The organism is Allobosea sp. RCC_152_1, from assembly GCF_041360765.1.
GTDB classification, from domain to species: domain Bacteria; phylum Pseudomonadota; class Alphaproteobacteria; order Rhizobiales; family Beijerinckiaceae; genus Allobosea; species Allobosea spartocytisi.
In genome coordinates, this window is sequence record NZ_JBFUPU010000005.1 from 242,576 (window position 1) to 264,003 (window position 21,428).

The 21,428-nt window shown below is 68.9% G+C and carries 25 protein-coding genes; 15 read left to right on the forward strand and 10 right to left on the reverse strand.

Annotation, left to right across the window (positions count from 1 at the left end; all coding sequences use genetic code 11):
- Positions 1-10 precede the first annotated feature (10 nt).
- Positions 11-892: a phosphonate ABC transporter, permease protein PhnE gene (gene phnE / locus AB6806_RS18290; protein WP_370955093.1), complete on the forward strand. Its 882-nt coding sequence runs from the start codon at positions 11-13 to the stop codon at positions 890-892.
- Positions 889-1,743, forward strand: a complete 855-nt coding sequence (gene phnE / locus AB6806_RS18295) for a phosphonate ABC transporter, permease protein PhnE (RefSeq protein ID WP_370955094.1) — start codon at positions 889-891, stop codon at positions 1,741-1,743. Before phnE (AB6806_RS18290) ends, phnE (AB6806_RS18295) begins: the two co-directional genes overlap by 4 nt.
- A gap of 13 nt (positions 1,744-1,756) precedes the next feature.
- On the opposite strand, the gene AB6806_RS18300 is transcribed toward phnE (AB6806_RS18295), so the two are convergent.
- Together AB6806_RS18300 and phnF are read right to left on the reverse strand one after the other, a co-directional pair.
- Positions 1,757-2,839, reverse strand: coding sequence for an alpha/beta fold hydrolase (locus tag AB6806_RS18300; protein ID WP_038363104.1), 1,083 nt, complete (start codon positions 2,837-2,839; stop codon positions 1,757-1,759).
- A 109-nt stretch (positions 2,840-2,948) separates the two neighbouring features.
- Positions 2,949-3,716, reverse strand: a complete 768-nt coding sequence (gene phnF, locus AB6806_RS18305) for a phosphonate metabolism transcriptional regulator PhnF (protein ID WP_142023065.1) — start codon at positions 3,714-3,716, stop codon at positions 2,949-2,951.
- Positions 3,717-3,802: 86 nt separating this feature from the next.
- Here phnF and phnG point away from each other — a divergent pair, with 86 nt between their 5' ends.
- From phnG to AB6806_RS18345, 8 genes are all read left to right on the forward strand, one after another.
- Positions 3,803-4,246, forward strand: coding sequence for a phosphonate C-P lyase system protein PhnG (gene phnG / locus AB6806_RS18310; RefSeq protein ID WP_370955095.1), 444 nt, complete (start codon positions 3,803-3,805; stop codon positions 4,244-4,246).
- Positions 4,246-4,848, forward strand: coding sequence for a phosphonate C-P lyase system protein PhnH (gene phnH / locus AB6806_RS18315; RefSeq protein ID WP_370955096.1), 603 nt, complete (start codon positions 4,246-4,248; stop codon positions 4,846-4,848). Before phnG ends, phnH begins: the two co-directional genes overlap by 1 nt.
- Positions 4,848-5,975, forward strand: coding sequence for a carbon-phosphorus lyase complex subunit (locus AB6806_RS18320; protein ID WP_370955097.1), 1,128 nt, complete (start codon positions 4,848-4,850; stop codon positions 5,973-5,975). The genes phnH and AB6806_RS18320 overlap by 1 nt, the downstream gene beginning before the upstream one ends.
- Positions 5,972-6,895 carry an alpha-D-ribose 1-methylphosphonate 5-phosphate C-P-lyase PhnJ gene (locus AB6806_RS18325; protein WP_370955098.1) on the forward strand — a complete coding sequence of 308 codons (924 nt, stop codon included), beginning with the start codon at positions 5,972-5,974 and terminating at the stop codon, positions 6,893-6,895. The genes AB6806_RS18320 and AB6806_RS18325 overlap by 4 nt, the downstream gene beginning before the upstream one ends.
- Positions 6,892-7,698 carry a phosphonate C-P lyase system protein PhnK gene (phnK, locus tag AB6806_RS18330; protein WP_133565452.1) on the forward strand — a complete coding sequence of 269 codons (807 nt, stop codon included), beginning with the start codon at positions 6,892-6,894 and terminating at the stop codon, positions 7,696-7,698. The genes AB6806_RS18325 and phnK overlap by 4 nt, the downstream gene beginning before the upstream one ends.
- 158 nt (positions 7,699-7,856) lie before the next feature.
- Entirely contained in the window at positions 7,857-8,552 is a 696-nt protein-coding gene (gene phnL / locus AB6806_RS18335) for a phosphonate C-P lyase system protein PhnL (protein WP_370955099.1), read from the forward strand.
- 2 nt (positions 8,553-8,554) lie between these two features.
- Positions 8,555-9,694, forward strand: a complete 1,140-nt coding sequence (locus AB6806_RS18340) for an alpha-D-ribose 1-methylphosphonate 5-triphosphate diphosphatase (RefSeq protein ID WP_191124717.1) — start codon at positions 8,555-8,557, stop codon at positions 9,692-9,694.
- Positions 9,691-10,380 carry a DUF1045 domain-containing protein gene (locus AB6806_RS18345; protein WP_370955100.1) on the forward strand — a complete coding sequence of 230 codons (690 nt, stop codon included), beginning with the start codon at positions 9,691-9,693 and terminating at the stop codon, positions 10,378-10,380. The genes AB6806_RS18340 and AB6806_RS18345 overlap by 4 nt, the downstream gene beginning before the upstream one ends.
- A gap of 126 nt (positions 10,381-10,506) precedes the next feature.
- Here the strand turns inward: AB6806_RS18345 and phnN are convergent, their stop codons facing one another.
- A complete protein-coding gene (gene phnN, locus AB6806_RS18350) occupies positions 10,507-11,106 on the reverse strand; it encodes a phosphonate metabolism protein/1,5-bisphosphokinase (PRPP-forming) PhnN (RefSeq protein ID WP_051987983.1) in 600 nt (199 codons plus the stop codon).
- Between phnN and AB6806_RS18355 the strand changes: the two genes are divergently transcribed.
- Complete coding sequence (locus AB6806_RS18355) at positions 11,105-11,725, forward strand: LbetaH domain-containing protein (RefSeq protein ID WP_370955101.1); 621 nt, start codon at positions 11,105-11,107, stop codon at positions 11,723-11,725. The genes phnN and AB6806_RS18355 overlap by 2 nt on opposite strands.
- Before the next feature lie 110 nt (positions 11,726-11,835).
- On the opposite strand, the gene AB6806_RS18360 is transcribed toward AB6806_RS18355, so the two are convergent.
- The 7 genes from AB6806_RS18360 to rpsU form a co-directional block, all read right to left on the reverse strand.
- A complete protein-coding gene (locus AB6806_RS18360) occupies positions 11,836-12,498 on the reverse strand; it encodes a class I SAM-dependent methyltransferase (protein WP_133565447.1) in 663 nt (220 codons plus the stop codon).
- On the reverse strand, positions 12,495-13,649 hold the full coding sequence (locus AB6806_RS18365; RefSeq protein WP_370955102.1) for a glycosyltransferase family 4 protein: 1,155 nt from the start codon (positions 13,647-13,649) through the stop codon (positions 12,495-12,497). Before AB6806_RS18365 ends, AB6806_RS18360 begins: the two co-directional genes overlap by 4 nt.
- 47 nt (positions 13,650-13,696) lie before the next feature.
- Positions 13,697-15,193 (reverse strand): S8 family serine peptidase, encoded by a 1,497-nt coding sequence (locus AB6806_RS18370; protein WP_133565446.1) that lies wholly within the window; start codon positions 15,191-15,193, stop codon positions 13,697-13,699.
- A gap of 64 nt (positions 15,194-15,257) precedes the next feature.
- The gene (locus AB6806_RS18375) at positions 15,258-15,941 is read right to left on the reverse strand and encodes an anti-sigma factor family protein (RefSeq protein ID WP_133565445.1); all 684 of its coding nucleotides are present in this window, start codon (positions 15,939-15,941) and stop codon (positions 15,258-15,260) included.
- A gap of 48 nt (positions 15,942-15,989) precedes the next feature.
- Positions 15,990-16,550 (reverse strand): sigma-70 family RNA polymerase sigma factor, encoded by a 561-nt coding sequence (locus AB6806_RS18380; protein WP_113251937.1) that lies wholly within the window; start codon positions 16,548-16,550, stop codon positions 15,990-15,992.
- 271 nt (positions 16,551-16,821) lie between these two features.
- Positions 16,822-17,196 carry a DUF6481 family protein gene (locus AB6806_RS18385; RefSeq protein ID WP_370955103.1) on the reverse strand — a complete coding sequence of 125 codons (375 nt, stop codon included), beginning with the start codon at positions 17,194-17,196 and terminating at the stop codon, positions 16,822-16,824.
- A gap of 84 nt (positions 17,197-17,280) precedes the next feature.
- Complete coding sequence (rpsU, locus tag AB6806_RS18390; protein ID WP_038363081.1) at positions 17,281-17,544, reverse strand: 30S ribosomal protein S21; 264 nt, start codon at positions 17,542-17,544, stop codon at positions 17,281-17,283.
- Positions 17,545-17,812: 268 nt separating this feature from the next.
- Here rpsU and proB point away from each other — a divergent pair, with 268 nt between their 5' ends.
- The 4 genes from proB (at position 17,813) to rsfS (ending at position 21,416) form a co-directional block, all read left to right on the forward strand.
- A complete protein-coding gene (gene proB, locus AB6806_RS18395) occupies positions 17,813-18,937 on the forward strand; it encodes a glutamate 5-kinase (protein WP_038364123.1) in 1,125 nt (374 codons plus the stop codon).
- Between the two features lie 113 nt (positions 18,938-19,050).
- The gene (locus AB6806_RS18400) at positions 19,051-20,292 is read left to right on the forward strand and encodes a glutamate-5-semialdehyde dehydrogenase (protein ID WP_370955211.1); all 1,242 of its coding nucleotides are present in this window, start codon (positions 19,051-19,053) and stop codon (positions 20,290-20,292) included.
- A gap of 37 nt (positions 20,293-20,329) precedes the next feature.
- Positions 20,330-20,935: a nicotinate-nucleotide adenylyltransferase gene (locus AB6806_RS18405; protein ID WP_038363075.1), complete on the forward strand. Its 606-nt coding sequence runs from the start codon at positions 20,330-20,332 to the stop codon at positions 20,933-20,935.
- A complete protein-coding gene (rsfS, locus tag AB6806_RS18410; RefSeq protein ID WP_081925377.1) occupies positions 20,877-21,416 on the forward strand; it encodes a ribosome silencing factor in 540 nt (179 codons plus the stop codon). Before AB6806_RS18405 ends, rsfS begins: the two co-directional genes overlap by 59 nt.
- Positions 21,417-21,428 lie beyond the last annotated feature (12 nt).

Consider the following 21,428-nt stretch of genomic DNA (forward strand, 5'->3'; position numbering starts at 1 on the left):
GGCAGCCTCCATGACCCTCGCGATCGACCGTAACGACCCGGCCATCACGGCCCATGCCGAAAGCTACCGGCAGGCCGCCGCGAGCAAGCGCCGCCAGATGCTGGTCGGCATCGCCGTCTTCGCGATCTGCGTCTGGCTTTCCGCTGTCGGAGCCGAGGTCAGGCTCGGCACGCTCATCGACAATATCCACCGCTTCCCGAACTATATCTGGCAGACGCTGCCGACGCTGCGCCTCGTCAGCCTCGGCTCCGACCTCGCCGAATGGTACTGGGGCCTGGCGCGCTGGCTGAGGCTGCTCTGGCAGACCGTGCTGATCGCCTATGTCGGCACCATCCTGGGCGCGGCCGGCGCCTTCCTCTTCTGCTTCGCCGCCGCCGCCAATCTCGGCCGCGCGCCCTGGCTGCGCTTCGCGGTGCGCCGTTATCTCGAATTCTGCCGCACCGTCCCCGAGATCGTCTTCGCGCTGATCTTCGTCATCGCCTTCGGGCTCGGGCCGCTGCCCGGCGTGCTCGCCATCGCGATCCACACCATGGGCGCGCTCGGCAAGCTCTTCTCCGAGGTCGTCGAGAACATCGACCTGAAGCCCGTCGACGGCATCACCGCGACCGGCGGAAGCTGGTGGCAGGTGGTGCGCTTCGCCGTGATGCCGCAGGTGCTCTCCAACTTCGCGAGCTACGCCCTGCTGCGCTTCGAGATCAATGTGCGCGGCGCCTCGATCATGGGCTTCGTCGGCGCCGGCGGCATCGGCCAGGACCTGATCGAGGCCATCCGCAAATTCTACTACACCGATGTCAGCGCCATCATGCTCCTGATCATCTTGGCGGTGATGCTGATCGACCTCGGCACGGAGCGGCTGCGCCACGCCCTCCTCAGCCTGGAGAGCCGCTCGTGAGCATCGCCATCTTCGCGACCGAGCGCAGCGACATCCTGCAGCGCCACGCCGCCGCCATCCGCGGATCGACCCGGACGCGGTTCTTCACCATCGCGACCGTCGTCTTCATCCTCGGCCTCTTCCTCTACGGGCTGACGACGCTGGAGACGACGCTCTGGCGGGTGCTGGCCGGCTTCGGCAATCTCGGCTCCTTCGTCGTGCTGATGCTGCCGCCCGATCCCGGCTCCTGGGCGAAGGCCCTGATCTTCGTTCAGGCGCTGTTCGAGACCATCGCCATCGCCTTCCTCGGCACGGTGTTGGCGGCCATCCTTGCCCTGCCGCTCGGCTTCATCGCCGCGCGCAACGTCGTCGCCAACCGGATCGTCCACTTCCTCGCACGCCGCTCGCTCGACACGATCCGCGGCGTCGATGCGCTGATCTGGGCGCTGATCTGGATCAATGTCGTGGGTCTCGGCCCCTTCGCCGGCATGCTCGCCATCATGACCGCCGATTTCGGCGCCTTCGGCAAGCTCTACTCGGAGGCGATCGAGGCGGCCGATCGCAAGGCGGTCGAGGGCATCGCCTCGGTCGGCGGCGGCAAGAGCCACGAGATCCGCTTCGGCCTGCTGCCGCAGGTGCTGCCGGTGATCGCGAGCCAGGTGCTCTACTTCATCGAGTCGAACACGCGCTCCTCGACGATCATCGGCATCGTCGGCGCCGGCGGCATCGGCCTCTATCTCGCGGAGACCATCCGCACGCTGGAATGGCAGCAGACCTCCTTCCTGATCCTGCTGATCCTCGTCGCGGTCTCCGCCATCGACTTCCTGTCGAGCAAGCTGCGCTTCGCCATCATCGGCAAGCGGGCGGTGTGAACGAGGCGTCGCCTCACTCGGCTCCGGCCGGCCGGCGCGGCACAGTCGGCAGCCAGGCGGCCAGATCCTTGGCCCAGAACTTCGCCATCCCCGTCGTGCCATGGCCGCGCGTCTCGGCGCTCGCCGGGATCAACAGCAGCTTTGCATTCGGAAGACGCTTGAGTTCCCGCTCCATGACGCCGGTTTCGGGTGGGTTGCGCTCGTCATCGGCGGAATTGATCGCCAGCACCGCTGCCTTGATCGAGCCCAGCCTGGGCGCGGGGTTGTAGTCCCGCGAGGCATCCCACTGATACAAGAAGTCGTTGGCATCGGCATCGAACGGCGCCTTGAGCCGCCCGTCGAGGAGCTTGTCGGCTGCCTCGCGGGTCGGCGCCATCTGCTGGTAGGCGAGCGTGCCGCCGCTGGTGGCGATGCCGAAGAAGACGTTGGCGACGCGGAAGGCCGTGGGCTGCGCGCTATAGTCGCCGCCTTTCCACTCCGGGTCGTTGCGAACAGCATCGATGATCATCCGCCGCATCATCCAGTTGCGGCTGGACATCTCGGTAGGCTGCGAGGCCATCGGCACGATCGCGTCCATGAAGCCGGGATATTTGACGCCCCAGAGCCAGCCATGCATGCCGCCCATCGAATTGCCGAGCACGAGCCGCAGATGGCGCAGGCCGAGCCCTTCCGTGACGAGCCGATACTGCGCCTCGACCAGATCCTCGTAGTTATAGCGCGGGAACTTGGCCCTGAGGCCGTCCGATGGTTTCGACGATTGCCCCACGCCGAGCGAATCCGGCAGGATGATGAAATATTTGCTCGCGTCGAGCGCCTGGCCGGGGCCGAACAGCTCGCCCGCAAACGCCGGGCTCAGCATGCTGGCGGCAGAACCATAGGTGCCATGCAGGATCAGCACGGGCTCGCCGGACGGGTCGCCCACCGTGACATAGCCGAGCTTGATCTCCGGCAAACTCTCGCCCGTGCTGAAGCGGAAATCCTTCGCGACGAAAACCCCCCGTTTCGGCGCCGGGTAGTCGGCAGCGGCCGTGGCGATGGGCAGGCAGACGGCAAGAAGCAAGAAGGCCGCGCGCAGCGACCGGCTGACCATGTCCATGATGGCATTTCCTCAGATGCGACCGGCATGGTCTCGAGGCCGTGCCGTGATCGGTACGACCGAGGATCGCGCGCCATCGGCCGGGATGCAAGCCGCTCCAGGCGGCCGCTCACTCGCGAAACGGCTCGATCACCATCTCCATGCGCTCGCCGGCGAAGACACTCGCGACGAGATGGATCGGCGTCAGGTCCGGCAGCGCGTCGACCGCCGTCGAGATCATCACCGCCGCTTCCGGCGCGATCTGGAGCAGCTCCGCCTCCGCCTCATCCGCCAGCCTTGCGGTGAGCCGCGTCGACAGGCGCACATAATCCTCGATGCCATAGGCCTTGAAGGCAGCCGTGATCGAGCCGGCGGCCTCGCGATAGACCCGGTCGAAATCCGGAAAGCGCGCGACCGAGAGCCAGTGCGTGCCGGTCCCCATCGGCACGCCGTCGCCGAGGCTGACGCCCCGGACCCGCCAGAGCCGCGTCCCGGCCGCAAGCCCCAGCGCCGCACAGGGCTCCGCCTCCCCCTCCACCATCTCGGCCGAGAGCATGCGGCTGGTGCCGACGATGCCGAGCTTGCCGAAATTGGTCCGCATGCTGACGCGCCGGCCGATCGGATAGGGCACGCGCCGCGCGCTGACCTGCGTGCCGCGCCCGCGCGACACCGTCACCAGCCCGAGGTCCGCAAGGTGGCGGAACGCCTGCCGCACGGTGTGGCGATGCACGCCATAGCGCTCCGCCAGCGCCACCGAGGCCGGCAGCGTGTCGCCCGGCCGGTACTCCTCGCGCTCGATCGCGGCCGCCAGCTCGTCGGCGATGCGCCGCCAGACCGTGCCGCCCTCGCCCTCCGGCAGCGCACCTTGCGCCGTCTCTTGCACCACGTCCTGCGTCATCAAAAATTCATCCAAAAAGTATAGACATTCACCATCGTCAGAGGCATTATAGTCTAGACCTTTGAAGCTGACCAGCGAGCCGGCGGATGAATGCAAGAACCCCTCGACAACATTGGATGGCGACCCTGTCGCGCGCTTCCCGCGACGAGATCGCGGGCCTGCTCGGCGCCTTGCCGGAGCATGAGGTGCTGAAGGCGCCGGAGACCGGGACCGTGATGGTCGAAGGCCGGGCCGGCGGCGCCGGACGGCGCTTCAACCTCGGCGAGGCCACCGTGACCCGCTGCGTCGTGCGCCTCGCCAATGGCCGGATGGGCTTTTCCTATGCGCTGGGCCGCGACCACCGGAAGGCGCGGCTCGCAGCCCTGCTCGATGCCCGCCTTCAGGACGAGACCCAAGACGGTCGGTATGAAGGCGGCCTGCATGATGGCATCGCCGCGCTGGCTGCGCAGCAGGACGCGGCCCGCGACCTCGCCTCGCGCAAGGCGGCGGCGACCAAGGTCGATTTCTTCACGCTGGTCAGGGGCGAGTGATGGCGATCCAGGACATCATCTCGCCGGGCTTCTCCGATCCGGTCTTCCAGTCGCAGGCGGCCTTCCGCGCCCTGCTCACCGCGCTCTCCGAGCCTGGCACGTTGCAAAGCGTCGCGGCCGACATCACGCCGCCGGAAGGCCTCGCCGCCGCGACGGCGACCGCCTTGCTGGCGCTGGCCGACTACGAGACGCCGGTCTGGCTGCCCGAGGCACTGCGTGACGGCCCGGCCGCCGCCTGGCTTCGCTTCCACTGCGGCGTGGCGCTGGTCGACGATCCCGCCAAAGCCGCCTTCGCCGTGATCGACGGTGCCGCGAGCGAGCCCAAGCTTGCCGCCTTCAACCCCGGCAACGACCAGTTCCCGGATCGCTCGACCACCGTGATCGTGCAGGTCTCAGGCCTGGATGGCGGGGCGGGCTTCTCCCTCTCCGGCCCCGGCATTCCCGGCACGCGCAGGGTCGCGCCGCAGGGCTTGCGCGCCGGCTTCACCGACGAGCTGCGCCAGAACGGCGCGCTCTACCCGCTCGGCGTCGATGTCGTGCTCGCCTCCGGCGAAGGCATGATCGGCCTGCCGCGCTCGACGCAAATCGAGGAGGCTCGCTGATGTACGTTGCCGTCAAAGGCGGCGAGGCCGCCATCCTCGCCACGCATGATCTCGTCGCGCAGGCCCGCCGCGGCGACCCGGCCGTGCCGGAGATCACCGTCGCCCAGATCCGCGAGCAGCAGGCGCTGGCCTGCGCCCGCGTGATGAACGAGGGCTCGCTCTACGACCGGGATCTCGCCGCACTGGCGCTGAAGCAATCGCAGGGCGACGTGATCGAGGCCGCCTTCCTGATGCGCGCCTACCGCACGACGCTGCCGCGCTTCGGCTCCTCCGAACCGCTCGACACCGCCCAGATGGCGATCCGCCGCCGGGTGTCGGCGACCTACAAGGATCTGCCCGGCGGGCAGGTGCTCGGCCCGACCTACGACTACACCCACCGGCTGTTCGATTTCGCGCTGATGGAAGAAGGCGGGGAGGCCGAGCCTCGCAAGGCCTCCGCCCCGCTCGACGCGACCATGCCGCGCGTGCCCGACATCCTCGGCGCCGAAGGGCTGATGGAGGCGGAGGAACCGCCGGCGGGCGATCCGCGCCCCTTCGACCTGACGCGCGATCCGGTTTCCTTCCCGGCCGATCGGGACGTGCGCCTGCAATCGATGGCGCGCGGCGACGAGGGCTTCCTGCTCGGCCTCGGCTATTCCGTGCAGCGCGGCTTCGGCGGCTCGCATCCCTTCGTCGGCGAGGTGCGCGTCGGCGAGGTCGCGGTCGAATTCGTGCCGGAGGAGCTCGGCTTCGCGGTCGATCTCGGCGAGGTCACCCTGACCGAATGCCAGATGGTCAACCAGTTCCAGGGCTCGAAGGACGTGCCGCCGCAATTCACCCGCGGCTATGGCCTCGTCTTCGGCCATAGCGAGCGCAAGGCGATGTCGATGTCGCTGGTCGACCGTGCCCTGAAATCCCGCGATTTCGGCGAGGCCACGAACTACCCGGCGCAGCAGGACGAGTTCGTCCTCTACCACGCCGATAATGTCGAGGCGGCCGGCTTCGTCGAGCACCTCAAGCTGCCGCATTATGTCGATTTCCAGGGCGAGCTCGAACTGATCCGCCGCATCCGCCGGGAGCGCGAGGAGCGGCTGGCCCAAGAACGGGGCGCCAAAGAGCAGGACACCATGCCGGAGGCTGCGGAATGACGGTTCATCAGATGCCGGCGGACAATACCAAGCCGGCTTACAACTACGCCTATCTCGACGAGCAGACCAAGCGGATGATCCGTCGCGCCCTGCTCAAGGCCGTCGCGGTTCCCGGCTATCAGGTGCCCTTCGGATCGCGCGAGATGCCCTTGGCACGCGGCTGGGGCACCGGCGGCATCCAGATCACCGCCGCGCTCATCGGCCCGGCCGACACGCTCAAGGTGATCGACCAGGGCGCCGACGACACCACCAACGCCGTCTCGATCCGCAAGTTCTTCGAGCGCACGGCCGATGCCCGCACCAGCGAGGCGACGGAGGAGGCGACGATCATCCAGACCCGCCACCGCATCCCGGAGGCGCCGCTGAAGAGCGGGCAGGTCATGGTCTATCAGGTGCCGATGCCGGAACCGCTGCGCAAGCTCGAGCCGCGCGAGGCCGAGACCCGCAAGATGCACGCCTGGGCCGAATACGGGCTGATGCAGGTCAAGCTCTACGAGAGCATCGCCCGCTTCGGCGAGGTGACGACGACCTATGACTATCCGGTCATGGTCAACGGACGCTACGTGATGTCCCCCTCGCCCATCCCGAAATTCGACAACCCGAAGATGCACATGTCGCCCGCGCTCCAGTTGTTCGGCGCCGGCCGCGAGAAGCGCATCTACGCGCTGCCGCCTTTTACCAGCGTGAAGAGCCTCGATTTCGAGGACCACCCCTTCCGCATCCAGAGCTGGTCGCAGCCCTGCGGCCTCTGCGGCGCCGCCGACAGCTATCTCGACGAGGTCGTCATCGACGATCGCGGCGGGCGCATGTTCGTCTGCTCCGACAGCCATTATTGCGAGACGCGCCGGGCCGAAGGGCATCGCGGCGCCATGCTGGGCGACGCTACCGCGAGCGGCCTGGTCGAGGAGACCAACCCATGACCCTCCACGTCGCACCGGCCGCGCTCGACCTCGAACCCGCCCCCCTGCTCTCGGTCGCCAATGTCAGCCGCTTCTATGGCGAGCGCATCGGCTGCGCCGATGTCTCCTTCGATCTCTGGCCGGGCGAGGTGCTCGGCATCGTCGGCGAATCCGGCTCGGGCAAGTCGACCCTGCTGCGCTGCCTCGCTGGCATCGACAAGCCCGATGCGGGCGAGGTGCTGTTCCGGGGTGGCACGGAGCCGCTCGATATCTACTCGGTCTCCGAGCAGGAGCGCCGCCGCCTGATGCGCACGGCCTGGGGCATCGTCCACCAGAACCCGCGCGACGGCCTGCGCATGGACGTCACCGCCGGCGGCAATGTCGGCGAACGCCTGATGGATCGCGGCGACCGGCATTACGGCGAGATCCGCGAGCGAGCGCTGGACTGGCTCCAGCGCGTCGAGATCGCGGGCTCGCGCATCGACGATCGGCCGCGCCAGTTCTCGGGCGGCATGCAGCAGCGCCTGCAGATCGCCCGCGTGCTGGTCTCCGAACCGCGCCTCGTCTTCATGGACGAGCCGACCGGCGGCCTCGACGTCTCCGTGCAGGCCCGCCTGCTCGACCTGCTGCGCGTCCTGGTCCGCGATCTCGGGCTGGCCGCGATCATCGTCACCCACGACCTCGCCGTCGCCCGCCTCCTCACCGACCGATTGATGGTGATGAAGGACGGGAAGGTCGTCGAGCAGGGCCTCACCGACCAGGTCCTCGACGACCCCCATCACGCCTACACGCAACTCCTGACCTCAGCGGTGCTGAGTGTGTGAGGGACGGAACGTCATGCTCGGGCTTGCCCCAAGCATCTCAGGACGGAAGAGCGCCTCTTCCGGCGAGAGATTCTCGGGTCTGCGCTTCGCTCCGCCCGAGAATGACGTTCTGCGCCCGTCACATCCTCGTCACCGCGAATCGGCAAGGCACTGACACCATGACCACGATGATTCAGGTCGAGAACGTCGCCAAGACCTTCACCCTGCACAACCAGGGCGGAGCGCGTCTGCCCGTCTTCGACAACGTCAATTTCCATGTCGAGGCCGGCGAGGCGCTGGTGCTGGCGGGCGCGTCCGGCGCCGGCAAATCGAGCCTGCTGCGCATCCTCTACGGCAACTACAGACCGACCTCCGGGACGATCCACGTCACCCATGCCGGCCGCCCGGTCGACATCGTCGCCGCCGTGCCGCGCACCGTGCTCGACATCCGCCGCCGCACGCTCGGCTTCGTCTCGCAGTTCCTGCGCGTCATCCCGCGCGTCTCGACGCTCGACATCGTGCGCGACCCGCTGCTGGCGCGCGGCGCCTCACCGGAAACCGCGACCGAGCGCGCCAAGGCCATGCTCGCCCGGCTGAACCTGCCGGAGCGGCTCTGGAACCTCGCGCCCGCCACCTTCTCCGGCGGCGAGCAGCAGCGCGTCAACATCGCCCGCTCCTTCGTCGACCCCTCGGCGATCATGCTGATCGACGAGCCGACCGCCTCGCTCGATGCGGCCAATCGCGACGTCGTCGTCGAGCTCATCGCCGAGGCTCGCGCCGCCGGCTCCGCCATCGTCGGCATTTTCCACGACGAGGCGGTTCGCGAAAAGGTCGCGACGCGCTATCTCGACATCACCGCTTTCCGGAAGGCCTGACGATGCAAACCGTTCTCACCAACGCCAAACTCATTCTCGAGAACGAGGTCGTCACCGGCACCATCGCCTTCGATGCGAACGGCATCACGGCGGTCGACCAGGGCAAATCGTCCTTGCCGGGCGCCATCGATGTCGGCGGCGACTATGTCGCGCCCGGCCTCGTCGAGATGCACACCGACAACATGGAAAAGCATTTCATGCCGCGCCCGAAGGTCTTCTGGCCGAACGGGCTCGCGGCAGCGCTCGTCCATGACGCGCAGATGGCCGCGGCCGGCGTCACCACCGTCTACGACGCCGTCTGCGCCGGCACTCCCTTCTCGGCCAAGGACTACCGCAAGGACATCTTCGCGGACGTGATGAAGTCGCTCGCCTATGGCAAGCGCGAGAACGTCTTCCGCATCGACCACCGCATCCATATGCGCTGCGAACTGACGAGCCCGGACCTTCTCAAGGACATCGAGCCCTATCAGGACGACGAGCTCGTCCAGCTGGTGTCGCTGATGGACCACACGCCGGGCCAGCGCCAGTGGCGCAACCTCGAGCATCTCAAGACCTATGCTGTCGGCAACGGCAAGACGGTCGCGGAGTTCGAGGAAGACGTCGAGGTCCGGCAGCGCGAGGGCGCCGCCAACGTCGCCAAGAACTGGCAGGCGGTCGTCGACATCTTCCGCGCGCGCGGCATCCCGCTCGCCACCCATGACGACACCATTCCGGAGCATGTCGAGGAAGGCATCGCGTCGGGCGCCGTGATCTCGGAATTCCCGACCACGATCGAGGCAGCGGCCGCCGCCAAGCAGGCCGGCCTCGCCACGGTCGCCGGTGCCCCTAACGTCGTGCGCGGCGGCTCGCATTCCGGCGGTGTCTCGGTCTCCGAGCTCGCCGAGAAGGGCCTGCTCGACGGCCTCTCCTCGGATTACGTGCCAGCTAGCCTGCTGCAGGCGGTCGTCAAGCTCAATGCCGGCCACGGCATCGCGCTGCCGGAAGCGATGGGCATGGTGACCTGGAAGGTCGCCGACATCCTCGGCCTCAGGGATCGCGGCCATCTCAAGACCGGCCTGCGCGCCGATCTCGTGCGCTTCAAGGTGCTCGGCGACACGCCGGTCCTCGCCGCCGTCTGGTCGCAGGGCGAGCGCGCATTTTGAGCAAGCCTCGCTACGCCGTCTACTACGCTCCGGCCGCCGACAGCGCCCTCTGGCGCTTCGGCTCGTCGGTGCTGGGCTATGACGCGCTGACGGGCGAGGATATCCCTTTCGCCGTTCCCTCGGGTTGCGACCCCGTGGAATGGCCGGCCTTGACCGAGGAGCCGCGCCGCTACGGCTTCCACGCCACGCTGAAGGCGCCCTTCGAACTGGCCGGCGGCCGGACCGAGGAACATCTGCGCGCCTTCGCCCGCAACTATGCCGCGGGCCTCGACGGCGTGCCGCTCGCGGGCTTGACCGTCAATGCGCTCGGCTCCTTCATCGCGCTGACGCCCGAGCCGAACGAGGCCTTGCAGCGTTTCGCCTTCGCGCTGGTGCAGGCTTTCGAGCCCTTTCGCGCGCCGCTGAGCGAGGCCGACCGCGCCCGGCGCCTCAAGAGCCCGATGACGCCGGCCCAGAGCGCCTATCTCGAAGCCTATGGCTATCCTTATGTCGGCGACGCCTTCCGCTTCCACATGACGCTGACCGGCTCGCTGCCGCCGGAGAAGACGGCGCCGGTGAAATCGGCGCTGAAGGACGCCTATGCCGCCGTTGTCGCCGGCCCGGTCGCGCTCGACCGCTTCGCCCTGTTCAGGCAGGACCATCGCGACGCCCGCTTCCGCCTGCTCGATTCCTACCGGCTGGGGTAGAGGTCCTTGCGTCGAAACCGCCTCGTCATTCTCGGGCGAAGCGAAGCGCAGACCCGAGAATCTCCCGCCAGAGATGCTCGGGTCGAGCCTGAGCATGGCGGCGGCGAGAGACGCGGTATGTCGAACTCAGCCCCGCCGCGGCCCGAGCGCGCGCAGAACCGCCAGCAGTTCGGCGCTCGCCTCGGCGATGCTGCGGTCGTTCATGATGGTGACGGTCTGGGCACGCTGCGTCTTGAGCGGCGCCTCGCGGGCGAGCCGCGCCGCGATATCCGCCTCGCTCTCGCGCCCGCGCGCCGCCAGGCGCTTCGCCAGCACCGCGACCGGCGCGGTGATGTTGATCGCCAGCACCCGCTCGGCCAGCCTCTCCGCCGCGGGAATGGCCCCGCGCGAGATGTTGGCGATGACGACGTCGCCCTTTGCGAGCCCCGCAAGCTCGGCTGCCGGAATGCCGTAGCTCAAGCCATGGGCTCGCCAGCTCAAGGCGAGATCGCCCTTCGCCTCGGCCGCCGCGAAGGCGGCCTCGTCGCAGGAATCATGGTCCTCGGCACCGGCCATGGCGGGGCGGGTGATCAATCGCCGCGCGAAATGGAAGGCCTCGTCCCCGGCGAGCTCGGCCCGCGCCGCATCCATCAACGTGTCCTTGCCGGCCCCCGAAGGCCCGACGACCAGAACCAGCGCTCCGGCAAGCGGAGCGGAAACAGCGACATCAGGAAAGGATAAGGACATGGCCGGAAAGAAGCTCGGACTGGAACCTGTGATCGACCCGACCGCCCAGGTCAGGCAGGCGACGCTCGGACGTTACACCGAAATCGGCGCCCGCACCGTCTTCGCCGAGTCGACGATGGGTGATTACTCCTATGTCGTGAACGACGCGAATGTCATTTACACGACGATCGGAAAATTCTGCTCGATCGCCGCAATGACGCGGATCAATCCCGGCAACCATCCGATGCACCGGGCGAGCCAGTCGCACTTCACCTATCGCGCTTCCGCCTATTTCGAGGATGCGCAGGACGATGCCGCCTTCTTCGACTGGCGCCGGGCGCATGCCGTCACCATCGGCCACGATGTCTGGATCGGCCATGGCGCGATCGTGCTCGCCGGCCGCAGCATCGGCACCGGCGCGGTCGTCGCCGGCGGCGCCGTCGTCACCAAGGACGTGCCGGCCTACACCATCGTCGCCGGCAATCCGGCCCGCCCGATCCGGCGGCGCTTTTCCGAGGATGTCGCGCAGAGGCTGCAGGAGCTGGCCTGGTGGGACTGGGAGCATGCCCGCCTGCGCGTGGCGCTGGACGATTTCCGCCATCTGCCCGTCGAGGCGTTCCTGGAGAAGCATGGCGGCTGATCCCGGCCGTCATTGCGAGCGAAGCGAAGCCATGCAGGGGACGGTAGCGCACGACGATACCGGATCGCTTCGCAGCGTGGTTCCGAGGGCCTGCCTTCGGCAAGACCCGTTCAGCTCTTCAACCGCCAGACCGAGCTGCGCTTGATCTCGGCATCTTCCAGCGCGCGCGTCACCGGCACCTCGTAGCTGGCGATGGACTCGAGCCGGTCCTTCGGCAGATAGGAGCGGCCGGGATCGCCGATCAGCACCGTCGCGCCGCGCTGCACCAGCGCGCCGAGCCAGCCGATCACGGCTTCCGCCATGGCGCGCTCATAGCAGACGTCGCCGGCGCAGATCACCTCCCAGCCCTCGTCATGGCCGATCAGATCTTCGAGCCGCGCCGCCACCGCGACGCCGTTCGCCTGCGCATTGAGACCAATCGCAGTCGCCGCGAAGGCGTCGATGTCGCAGGCTTCGACGCTGGCCGCGCCCGCCTTCATCGCCGCGATGGCGACGAGCCCCGAACCCGAGGCGAAATCGAGCATGCGCCGGCCGGCGACGATCTCCCGATGGTCGAGCAGATAGCGCGCCAGCGCCTGCCCGCCGGCCCAGGCGAAGGCCCAGAACGGCGGCGGCAGGCCGATCACGGCGAGCTCATCCTCGGTCTTCTGCCAAAGTTCCGTCGCTTCCTCGGCGACATGGAGCGCGATCTCCGGCGCATAGGGCACCGGCAGGAGCCGCGTATGGGCACGGATGAAGGCGGCGCGATCCGGCTCGCTCGCCAGCGCGTTCATGCCGCCACATCCGTCGTGGGCTGCGCCAGCAGGCCGCGATAGAGCGCCTTCACCACATTCATCACGTCGCGCTCGGTATGACCGTTGAGCAGGCGCGCGCGCGCATTGGCGCCCATCCGCTCCGCCAGCCCCGGCGCCCGGGCGAAGACGAGGAGCGCCTTGGCCAGCGCCGCCGCATCGTCCGGCGGCACGACCATGCCGTTCTGCCCCTCGCGCACGAAGCTGCGGCAACCCGGCACGTCGGTCGTCAGGATCGGCCGGCCGCAGGCAGCGGCCTCCAGGATGGTGCGCGGCAGGCCCTCGCCGCCGCGCGACGGCATGATGCAGAGATGATGCGCCTTCCAGACGCCTTCGATGTCGCGCGTCGGCCCGGCCCAGACGATGCCCGGCCGCGCCGTCCATTCCTTCAGCGTCGCCTCGGGGATCGCCTTCGGGTTCGAGGGGTCGGGCGCGCCATGGATGGTGAGCGTGACCTTCACCCCCTCCGCCCGCGCCAGCCTGATCGCCTCGACCGCGAGATCGACGCCCTTCGACCACAGCATCCGGGCCACGATCGCGACCTTGAAGGGCGGCGTCGCCGGCATCGGCGACGGCATCAGGATCAGCGGATCGACGCCGGCCCCGCCGACGATCGCGACCTTGGCGGCATCCTGCGGATCGAGCCCGAGCGTGACGGGGTCGTCCGGATTCTCGAACAGGAAGCGCACCTGCCTGCCGTCGATCGCGCCGCGCAGCCAGCTCACCGCGGCAAACCGCGCCAGCGCCGCGAGCAGGCCCTGCTTCGCGCCGAGGAAGCCGAGCCCGGTCAGCGCATAGACGCGTCGCTCGATGCCGGCGAGCTTGCCGGCAAGGCCGGCCAGCGCGATCGGCTTCAATGCAATGCAGTGCAGGATGTCCGGCTTCTCGGCCGCGATGATCCGCTTCAGCGCCGTGACCTGCCTGAACAGCGCGCGCGGATCGAGGCTGCGCCGCTCCGCCTCCAGCGCGATCAATCGCGCCCCTGCCGCCTCGATCACGCGCCGGTGGTTGCGCTCGCGGGCGATGACCGCGACGTCGAGGCCCATCTCGCGCGCCGCCCGCGCCATCGGCAGGAAATGCGAGGCGAAGAACCAGTCCTCGGTGGCAACGAAAAGAAGTTTCGGGCGCGGCATCGCGCCATCAGGCCGATGCGGCGGCCAAGGTCAAGAGCGCGGGCCGCTCACGGCCTCGCGGTCGCGACCGGCAGAACCCGCGCCACGGCCGCCTCGGCATCGACACGGCCGGCGCCGAAGAGGGGGTCGCGCCCCTTCGCGCCGAGGTCGACGGCGCTGTCGGCAAGGATCTTGCGGGCGCTGGCGAGGTCGAGATCGGGCTGCTTCTCGACCAGCAGAGCGACGAGCCCGGAGACATGCGCCGTCGCGATCGAGGTGCCCGAGGAGAAGACGTAGCGCCCGCCGGGCTCCGCCGTCAGCACGTCGACGCCGGGCGCGGCCACGGCGATGTAGCCTCCGCGATTGGCATCGGGAAACAGCTTGTCGTCGGCATCGGTCGCCGTCACCGCGATGACGTTCGGATCGGCGCCGGGATAGAGCGGGCCGGATTTCGGCCCGCCATTGCCGGCCGCGGCCACCACGATCAGCCCACGCTCCTTCGCGCCGACCAGCGCCTGGGACAGCAGGCGGTCCTGCGGGCCGGCGAAGGAGAGATTGATGATCTTGGCCCGCTGCTGCGCCACCCAGTCGAGCGCGGTCAGGATCTGGAACGACTTGCCATTGGCCGAATTCGTCTGCGGGCCGCCGAAGGCCCGCCCGACGAGCAGCCGCGCCGCCGGCGCCATGCCTTCCAGCTCGCCATGCGCGACCATGGCCGTCGCCATCGAGGTGCCATGGGCATGCGGCGTGGCCAGCCCGTCGACCGCGTCGAGATAGCCGGCGACCGAGCCGCGCAGCTCCGGATGGTCCATGTCGACGCCGGAATCGATCAGCGCGACGCGCACGCCACGGCCCAGCGCCAGCTTATGCGCCTCGGAGAGATGCAGCTTGCCGATGACATATTGCGGCGGCAGCACCCGGCGCATCGTTCCCGGCGCGCGGGCCGCGGGCGTGGGATCGGAAAGCCGCAGCGTCGGCAGGGTCGACTGGCTGCGCGCATCGCTGGAGGCGGTGCTCGCCCCGGTCGGAAGGCCGGAGAGCGGCTTGGGCGCATCCTCCTGCAGCTCGAACAGGAAGTTCGGCTGCGCTCCGGCGATGGCGTCGTCATCGCCCATCTGCGTCAGCACGGCGCGCAGGTCGCGCCCCGCCTCGAGCCTGGCGCGGATGATCGTCACGCCCGCGAGCTCGAAGCGCTGCCGGGCGATCACCGTCGCGCCGTAGCGATGCAGCACCGTATCGGCATCGGCATTGGGCGCGAGCTCGAACAGCACCTCGTCGGGCACGAAGCGGTTCTCGTCCTGCGCCGGAACCAGGCTGCGCGCCTGGCGCGGCTGAGCCCACAGGCCGGGCGGCACCTGCATCGAGCGGCTGGGCGAGGTCGCGGACGAAGGCGGCTGGCCGCCCGGCGCCACGGCGCGCCGTGTCGTCTCGCCCTGCGGCCGGGACGGGCCGGACGACGGCGACTGGGCCAGGGCAAGCGCCGGCAAGAGGGCGAACGCGAAAAGCCCCGCGCCCGCGAGGCGTCGCAGGCGCCGGAAACGTCGCGTGGGAAGGGTCGGGAGCATGGCCTGATCCTCCTGCCTCACCCGAGGGAACCGCGGCATGCCGCCGCCGCGCCGGAAGCCTTCGTCACGGTGTCGCCGCCACGAAGCTGACGATACCACTCTCCGCCTTCATCCGCGCGGCAATCGCATCGACCTGGGCGGGCGAAAGCGAGGCGTCGCCGACCCGCACCTTGAAGAAGCCGTTGGCGCGCGGCCCATCGACCACCGAGGCATCGAAGCGCTTGAAGAAGGAGGCGATGTCGCCGGCTTTCGCATCGGGCGCGAAGCTCAGCAGCACATAGCGCTCCGAAGCCCGCGTGCCGGGAGCGGAGGCGGTCTGGAACCCGGCGCCGGCGTCGCGCAGCGCCAGCCCGCCGATGGCGACGGCCTGGATTGCGATCAGCGCGATGGCCGCGGCGCTGGCATAGGCCAGCCGGCGCGGCGGCTGGGACGCCAGCAGGCTGCCGAGCCAGCCGAGGAAGCCGCCCTTGGCACGGGTCAGCAGCGGCATCTGCCGGGGTTCGGCCTCGATGCCGGCCATCAGCGTCTCCAGGACCCGCGGCGACGGCGCGCCGAGATGCTCGTTGAGCAGCACCGTCTCGGCCATGTCGTCGCGGATGATCTCGAGCCGGGCGGCGAGCTCGGCGTCGGTCGCGAGCGCCGCCTCGATGCGGGCCTTGTCCGCCGCGGCAATGCGGCCATTGGCGTAGAAGGGCAGCAGCTCTTCGAGCTCGCGGCGCTTCGGATCGCTTGCGATGCTGTCGGTCATGACGCCACTCCTGCAGCGGCCTTGCCGCACTTCACCAATCGCTTCGTGTCACGGCCAGCCACGGTCGATGCCGGCGGCCTTGAGCATTTCGCCCAGCTTCTTGCGGGCATGGAACAGCCGGGTCTTGACCGTGTTCTCGGGGATCCCGACGATCCGCGCGACCTCCTCGACGGAAGTCTCGTGATAATAGACGAGGTCGACGACCTCGCGATGCTCGGCCGAGAGCCGCTCGAGACAGGCGCGGATGGCGAGACCCTTGTCCTGCTTCTGCAGGACGACCTCGGGGCCGTCGGATTCGTCCTCGATCGTGTTGGCGTAATCCTCGTCGAGCTCGGCGTCGCGGCGCTTGCGCAGGAGCGACCAGGCCTTGTTGCGGGCAATGGCGAGCAACCAGGTCGCGACCGAGGCGCGAGCCTCGAAGCGATCAGCCTGTCGCCAGAGATCCATGAACACGTCACTGATCACATCCTCGGCAAGCGTCTCGTCGCGGACGAGCCGCAGCACGAAACGGTAGACCCGCACCTGGTGCCGCGAAAACAGCACCTTCATTGCGAGCCGGTCGCCGGAAGCGATCCGCTTGACGAGATCCTCGTCCGATTCCGTATGCATTGCCCCTCGAAGGCCAGGCATCCCGGCTCGCATCCATTCGTCGCGGCGAGCGGGAGGAAGGTTCAAAACGCCAGCAGATTAATCTGCACGGCCGGTTTTGCCGATAGCACGCCGAACGGCTTCGGTCACCTTTTGGCCATGATCGCAGAGGGAATGCGGGCCGGCCTTCGGACGAGGTGAGGCGGACATGAAAAGGGGCGCCCGCGGCGCCCCAGATCCTCTCGCTCGCTCCATGTCCCGTCGGGACATGTGCGGCGACCTGCTCGATGTCTCAGCGGCGCTTGCCGGCCGAGCGCATCTGCATGTACTGCACGGCTTCGAGCAGCACCTTGCGGGGACGCTCTGCATCGCGCTTGGCCTGCTCCGCCTTGCGGGCGGCCTCGCGGGCGATTTCCTGCTGGCGCTTCTCTTCCGCGATGCGCTCGCGCTCGCTCGCCTCCAGCCGTTCCTTCTCGGCGCGAAGCCTGGCCTTCTCCGCCTCGCGCTCGGCGCGGGCCTGCGCGATGGCTTCCCGCTCTTCGCGTCGCTGCATCATGACCGGGTCATCGGCCTTTGGCCGCGCCTTGAAACGCTCGAGGAGCGCCTGCTTGGCTTTGGCGGAGTTGGCCTGACGGTCAGTGAAGCTGCGGTCGTTCGGGTTCTTCAAGGGTGGTCTTCTCTCGGGTTGTCACGGGCTATCTGCAGCCTGCGCGGGCGCAATAATCCAGATTGCGGTGAATTGGTATCGAAATCAGCGCGGAGCCGGTGCGCTTCCAGCGCGGACCGGACGCGGCTTGGGCTTCGGCGCGGCGATCAGACCCTCGCGCTGGGCCTGCTTGCGGGCGAGCTTGCGAGCGCGGCGGATGGCGTCGGCCTTCTCGCGCACGCGCCGCTCGGAGGGCTTCTCGTAAGCGGAACGGCGCTTCATCTCGCGGAAAACGCCCTCGCGCTGCATCTTTTTCTTCAGTACGCGCAGGGCCTGATCGACATTGTTGTCCCGGACGAGAACTTGCATTGCGGCCTCCTGTTGGGAATGGACGCGATGTGCCGTCGCGAAAGGCGGCGGCCAGAAGCAGTCCGGAGTGACGGAAAAGTCGCAGAGGCGCTGAAAACGCGGCGAGTGCAACCGAAGCGAGCCCCGATATGGGTGCGCTGGCCCCCATTGTCAACTTCGGCGGCCGCCGATGCGTCCCTCGCCTGCCCGTCCTCACGGCGCCAACGCTTTACATCCGCGCGGTTTTCCCCAAACAGGCATGAACGTCGCCGCAATCGGTTCCGCACCCGTGAACACGCCCACCCTCGCCCAGTTTCGCCGCATTGTCGTGAAGGTCGGCTCCAGCCTGCTGGTCGACCGGAGCCGCGGCCGCCTGCGCCATGCCTGGCTGGCCGCGCTCGCGGAAGACCTCGCCGATCTCCACCAGCGCGGCGCCGACATCCTCGTCGTCTCCTCGGGCGCGATCGCGCTCGGGCGCACCGTGCTCGGCCTGCCCTCCGGCCCCTTGCGGCTGGAGGAGAGCCAGGCGGCGGCGGCGGTCGGCCAGATCGCGCTCGCCCGCAATTGGGCCGAGGCGCTCGGCGCCCATGGCCTGACCGCCGGCCAGATCCTGCTGACGCTGGCCGACACCGAGCAGCGCCGCCGCTATCTCAACGCGCGCGCGACGCTCGGGCGCCTGCTCGACCTGCGCGCCATCCCCGTCATCAACGAGAACGACACCGTCGCCACCACCGAGATCCGCTACGGCGACAATGACCGGCTCGCGGCGCGGGTCGCGACCATGGCCGGCGCCGACCTGCTCGTGCTGTTCTCCGACATCGACGGGCTCTACACCGCCCCGCCCGCCAAGGATCCCGAGGCGCGGCACATCCCGGTGGTCGAGCGCATCACGCCCGAGATCGACGCCATGGCCGGCGGCGCGGCTTCCGAACTCTCGCGCGGCGGCATGCGCACCAAGATCGAGGCCGGCAAGATCGCAGCCGCCGGCGGCACGCATATGCTGATCGCCGACGGGCGGGCCAAGAATCCCCTCGCCGCCATCGCCGCCGGGGGGCGCTGCACATGGTTCCTCACCGCCTCCACACCCGCGACCGCGCGCAAGACCTGGATCGCCGGCTCGCTCGAGCCGCGCGGCACGCTGCATGTCGATGCCGGCGCAGCCCGGGCGCTGCGCGGCGGGGCAAGCCTGCTGCCGGTCGGCGTCAGCCGCATCGAGGGCGAATTCTCGCGCGGCGACGCCGTGCTGATCCGCGACCCCGCCGGGCAGGTGCTCGGCCGCGGCCTCGTCGCCTATGATGCGTCGGAAGCCGCGCTCGTGCTCGGCAAGGCCTCGCGCGACATCGAGACGGTGCTGGGCTATCCCGGCCGGGCCGAGATGATCCACCGGGACGACATGGCGCTCGGTCTGAGCTAAATACAAAGCCGGATGCATATTTTGGGCGGGACAGGATGACGAGCGACAGCGCGCTGCGCATCATCGCGACGAGCGAGGCCGACAGGCAAGTCGGCCAAGTCGTGCAGCAAGTCATGCAGGAGGTCGGGCGGCGCGCCCGCGCCGCCGCGCGCAAGGTCGCGCTCAGCTCCGCCGACCGGCGCAACGCCGCCCTCCTCGCCATGGCCGAGGCGCTGCGCGCCCGCAGCGCCCGCATCCTGGCCGCCAATGCGCAGGACCTGGCCGACGGCAAGGCGGCCGGCCTGAGCGCCAGCTTCATGGATCGCCTTGCCCTCGACGAGAAGCGGCTCGCAGCCATCGCCGACGCCGTCGCCGAGGTCGCCGGGCTGGCCGATCCGCTCGGCCGCGTGCTGGCGGAATGGACGCAGCCGAACGGCCTGCGCTTCGAGCGCGTCGCGACCCCGCTCGGCGTCATCGCCGTGATCTTCGAGAGCCGCCCCAACGTCACCGCCGATGCGGGCGCGCTCTGCCTGAAGAGCGGCAATGCCGCGATCCTGCGCGCCGGCTCCGATTCCTTCCGCTCCTCCACCGAGATCGCCGCCGCCATGCGCGAAGGTCTGGAGGCGGCCGGCCTGCCCGGCGACGCCATCCAGCTCGTGCCGACGCGCGACCGCGCCGCCGTCGGCGAAATCCTCTCGGGGCTCAGCGGCACTGTCGATGTCGTCGTCCCGCGCGGGGGGAAAAGCCTCGTCGCCCGCGTGCAGAGCGAGGCGCGCGTGCCGGTCTTCGCCCATCTCGACGGCAACTGCCATGTCTATGTCCATGCCGCCGCAGACCTCGCCATGGCGCGCGACATCCTGCTCAACGCCAAATTGCGCCGCACCGGCGTCTGCGGCGCGGCCGAGACCTTGCTGGTCGACGAAGCCTGCGCCGCGACCCATCTCGCGCCGCTTGTCGCCGCCCTGCTCGATGCCGGCTGCGCGGTGCGCGGCGACGCGGCGACGCAAGGCCTCGATGCCCGCGTCACGGCCGCGACGGAGGAGGATTGGGCGACCGAATATCTCGACCGCATCATCGCGGTGAAACGTGTCCCCGGCCTCGACGCGGCGATCGACCATATCGAGCGCTACGGCTCGCACCACACCGACGCCATCGTCACGGCGGATGCGGAGGCGGCCGCCCGCTTCCTCGCCGAGGTCGATTCCGCCATCGTGATCCACAACGCCTCGACCCAGTTCGCCGATGGCGGCGAATTCGGCTTCGGCGCCGAGATCGGCATCGCGACGGGGCGGATGCATGCGCGCGGACCGGTCGGCGTCGAGCAGCTCTGCTCCTTCAAATACCGCGTCCATGGCTGCGGCCAGACCCGGCCTTGACGCAAGCGCTCTCGTGACATCCCAGCCGATCGCCACAATGGAACATCTGCGGCTGCCGCCCTTCGCGCCGGGCCTGCGCATCGGCCTGTTCGGCGGCACCTTCAACCCCGCCCATGACGGCCATCGCATGGCCAGCGTGACAGCGCTGCAGCGGCTCCAGCTCGACCGGATCTGGTGGCTCGTCACTCCCGGCAACCCGCTGAAGAACAACAGCAACCTCCCCTCGCTGGCCGAGCGCATCCGCTTCGGCCGCAAGCTCGCCGACCATGCCCGCATCCACGTCACCGGCATCGAGGCACGGCTGCGCACCCGCTACACCGCCGACACGCTGCGCGCCCTGAAGCGGCGCTGCCCCGGCGTCCGCTTCGTCTGGATCATGGGCTCCGACAATCTCGCCAGCTTCCACCGCTGGAACGAGTGGCGCGCCATCGCCCGGATGATGCCGATCGCCGTGGTCGACCGGCCGGGCTCGACCCACAGCGCCATCGCCTCGCCGGCCGCCAACTGGATGTCGCGCTGGCGCATTCCCGAAAGCGAGGGCGCGGCGCTGGCACGGATACACCCGCCCGCCTGGGTGTTCCTGCATGGCCGCCGTTCGGACCTGTCCTCGACCAAGCTGCGCCGACAGGCCGGACGCGATTGAACTCCGGACCTATCCGGCTTATTTTACCTGCGTCGCGCCGAGAGCGCGTCGAGATCGAGAGGATACGTCACTGAACCGTCAAACCCTTGGTGAAGCCGAGCCGAAGCCGCTTCCCCAGGCTGCTGTTGCGGACAACCCCTCCGCCGATAGCATCGCCCTTGCGCAACGTGTCCTCGAAGACATGAAGGCCGAGGACATCACGGTGATCGACCTCGTTGGTAAGACGTCGCTGGCCGACGCGATGATTATCGCCTCGGGCAACGTCAATCGCCATGTCGCCGCCATCAGCGAGGCCCTGATCGAAGCCCTCAAGGGCTCCGGACTGCCCACGCCGAAGGTCGAGGGCATGCCGGCTTGCGACTGGGTGCTGATCGATACCGGCGATATCATCGTCCATGTCTTCCGGCCGGAAGTGCGCCAGTTCTACAATCTCGAGAAGATGTGGGGCACCGATCGCCCGAACGAACGTCTCGTGAGCTGATCTCAGCATAGG

Excerpts from the sequence above, each read along its gene's own strand:
- phnE (WP_370955093.1), top strand. The coding sequence starts at position 11 with ATGACCCTCGCGATCGACCGTAACGACCCGGCCATCACGGCCCATGCC.
- AB6806_RS18300 (WP_038363104.1), bottom strand. The coding sequence starts at position 2,839 with ATGGACATGGTCAGCCGGTCGCTGCGCGCGGCCTTCTTGCTTCTTGCC.
- phnF (WP_142023065.1), bottom strand. The coding sequence starts at position 3,716 with ATGACGCAGGACGTGGTGCAAGAGACGGCGCAAGGTGCGCTGCCGGAG.
- phnG (WP_370955095.1), top strand. The coding sequence starts at position 3,803 with ATGAATGCAAGAACCCCTCGACAACATTGGATGGCGACCCTGTCGCGC.
- phnH (WP_370955096.1), top strand. The coding sequence starts at position 4,246 with ATGGCGATCCAGGACATCATCTCGCCGGGCTTCTCCGATCCGGTCTTC.
- AB6806_RS18320 (WP_370955097.1), top strand. The coding sequence starts at position 4,848 with ATGTACGTTGCCGTCAAAGGCGGCGAGGCCGCCATCCTCGCCACGCAT.
- AB6806_RS18325 (WP_370955098.1), top strand. The coding sequence starts at position 5,972 with ATGACGGTTCATCAGATGCCGGCGGACAATACCAAGCCGGCTTACAAC.
- phnK (WP_133565452.1), top strand. The coding sequence starts at position 6,892 with ATGACCCTCCACGTCGCACCGGCCGCGCTCGACCTCGAACCCGCCCCC.
- phnL (WP_370955099.1), top strand. The coding sequence starts at position 7,857 with ATGACCACGATGATTCAGGTCGAGAACGTCGCCAAGACCTTCACCCTG.
- AB6806_RS18340 (WP_191124717.1), top strand. The coding sequence starts at position 8,555 with ATGCAAACCGTTCTCACCAACGCCAAACTCATTCTCGAGAACGAGGTC.
- AB6806_RS18355 (WP_370955101.1), top strand. The coding sequence starts at position 11,105 with ATGGCCGGAAAGAAGCTCGGACTGGAACCTGTGATCGACCCGACCGCC.
- phnN (WP_051987983.1), bottom strand. The coding sequence starts at position 11,106 with ATGTCCTTATCCTTTCCTGATGTCGCTGTTTCCGCTCCGCTTGCCGGA.
- AB6806_RS18360 (WP_133565447.1), bottom strand. The coding sequence starts at position 12,498 with ATGAACGCGCTGGCGAGCGAGCCGGATCGCGCCGCCTTCATCCGTGCC.
- AB6806_RS18365 (WP_370955102.1), bottom strand. The coding sequence starts at position 13,649 with ATGCCGCGCCCGAAACTTCTTTTCGTTGCCACCGAGGACTGGTTCTTC.
- AB6806_RS18370 (WP_133565446.1), bottom strand. The coding sequence starts at position 15,193 with ATGCTCCCGACCCTTCCCACGCGACGTTTCCGGCGCCTGCGACGCCTC.
- AB6806_RS18375 (WP_133565445.1), bottom strand. The coding sequence starts at position 15,941 with ATGACCGACAGCATCGCAAGCGATCCGAAGCGCCGCGAGCTCGAAGAG.
- AB6806_RS18380 (WP_113251937.1), bottom strand. The coding sequence starts at position 16,550 with ATGCATACGGAATCGGACGAGGATCTCGTCAAGCGGATCGCTTCCGGC.
- rpsU (WP_038363081.1), bottom strand. The coding sequence starts at position 17,544 with ATGCAAGTTCTCGTCCGGGACAACAATGTCGATCAGGCCCTGCGCGTA.
- AB6806_RS18400 (WP_370955211.1), top strand. The coding sequence starts at position 19,051 with ATGCAGGAGGTCGGGCGGCGCGCCCGCGCCGCCGCGCGCAAGGTCGCG.
- AB6806_RS18405 (WP_038363075.1), top strand. The coding sequence starts at position 20,330 with ATGGAACATCTGCGGCTGCCGCCCTTCGCGCCGGGCCTGCGCATCGGC.
- rsfS (WP_081925377.1), top strand. The coding sequence starts at position 20,877 with ATGGCCGCCGTTCGGACCTGTCCTCGACCAAGCTGCGCCGACAGGCCG.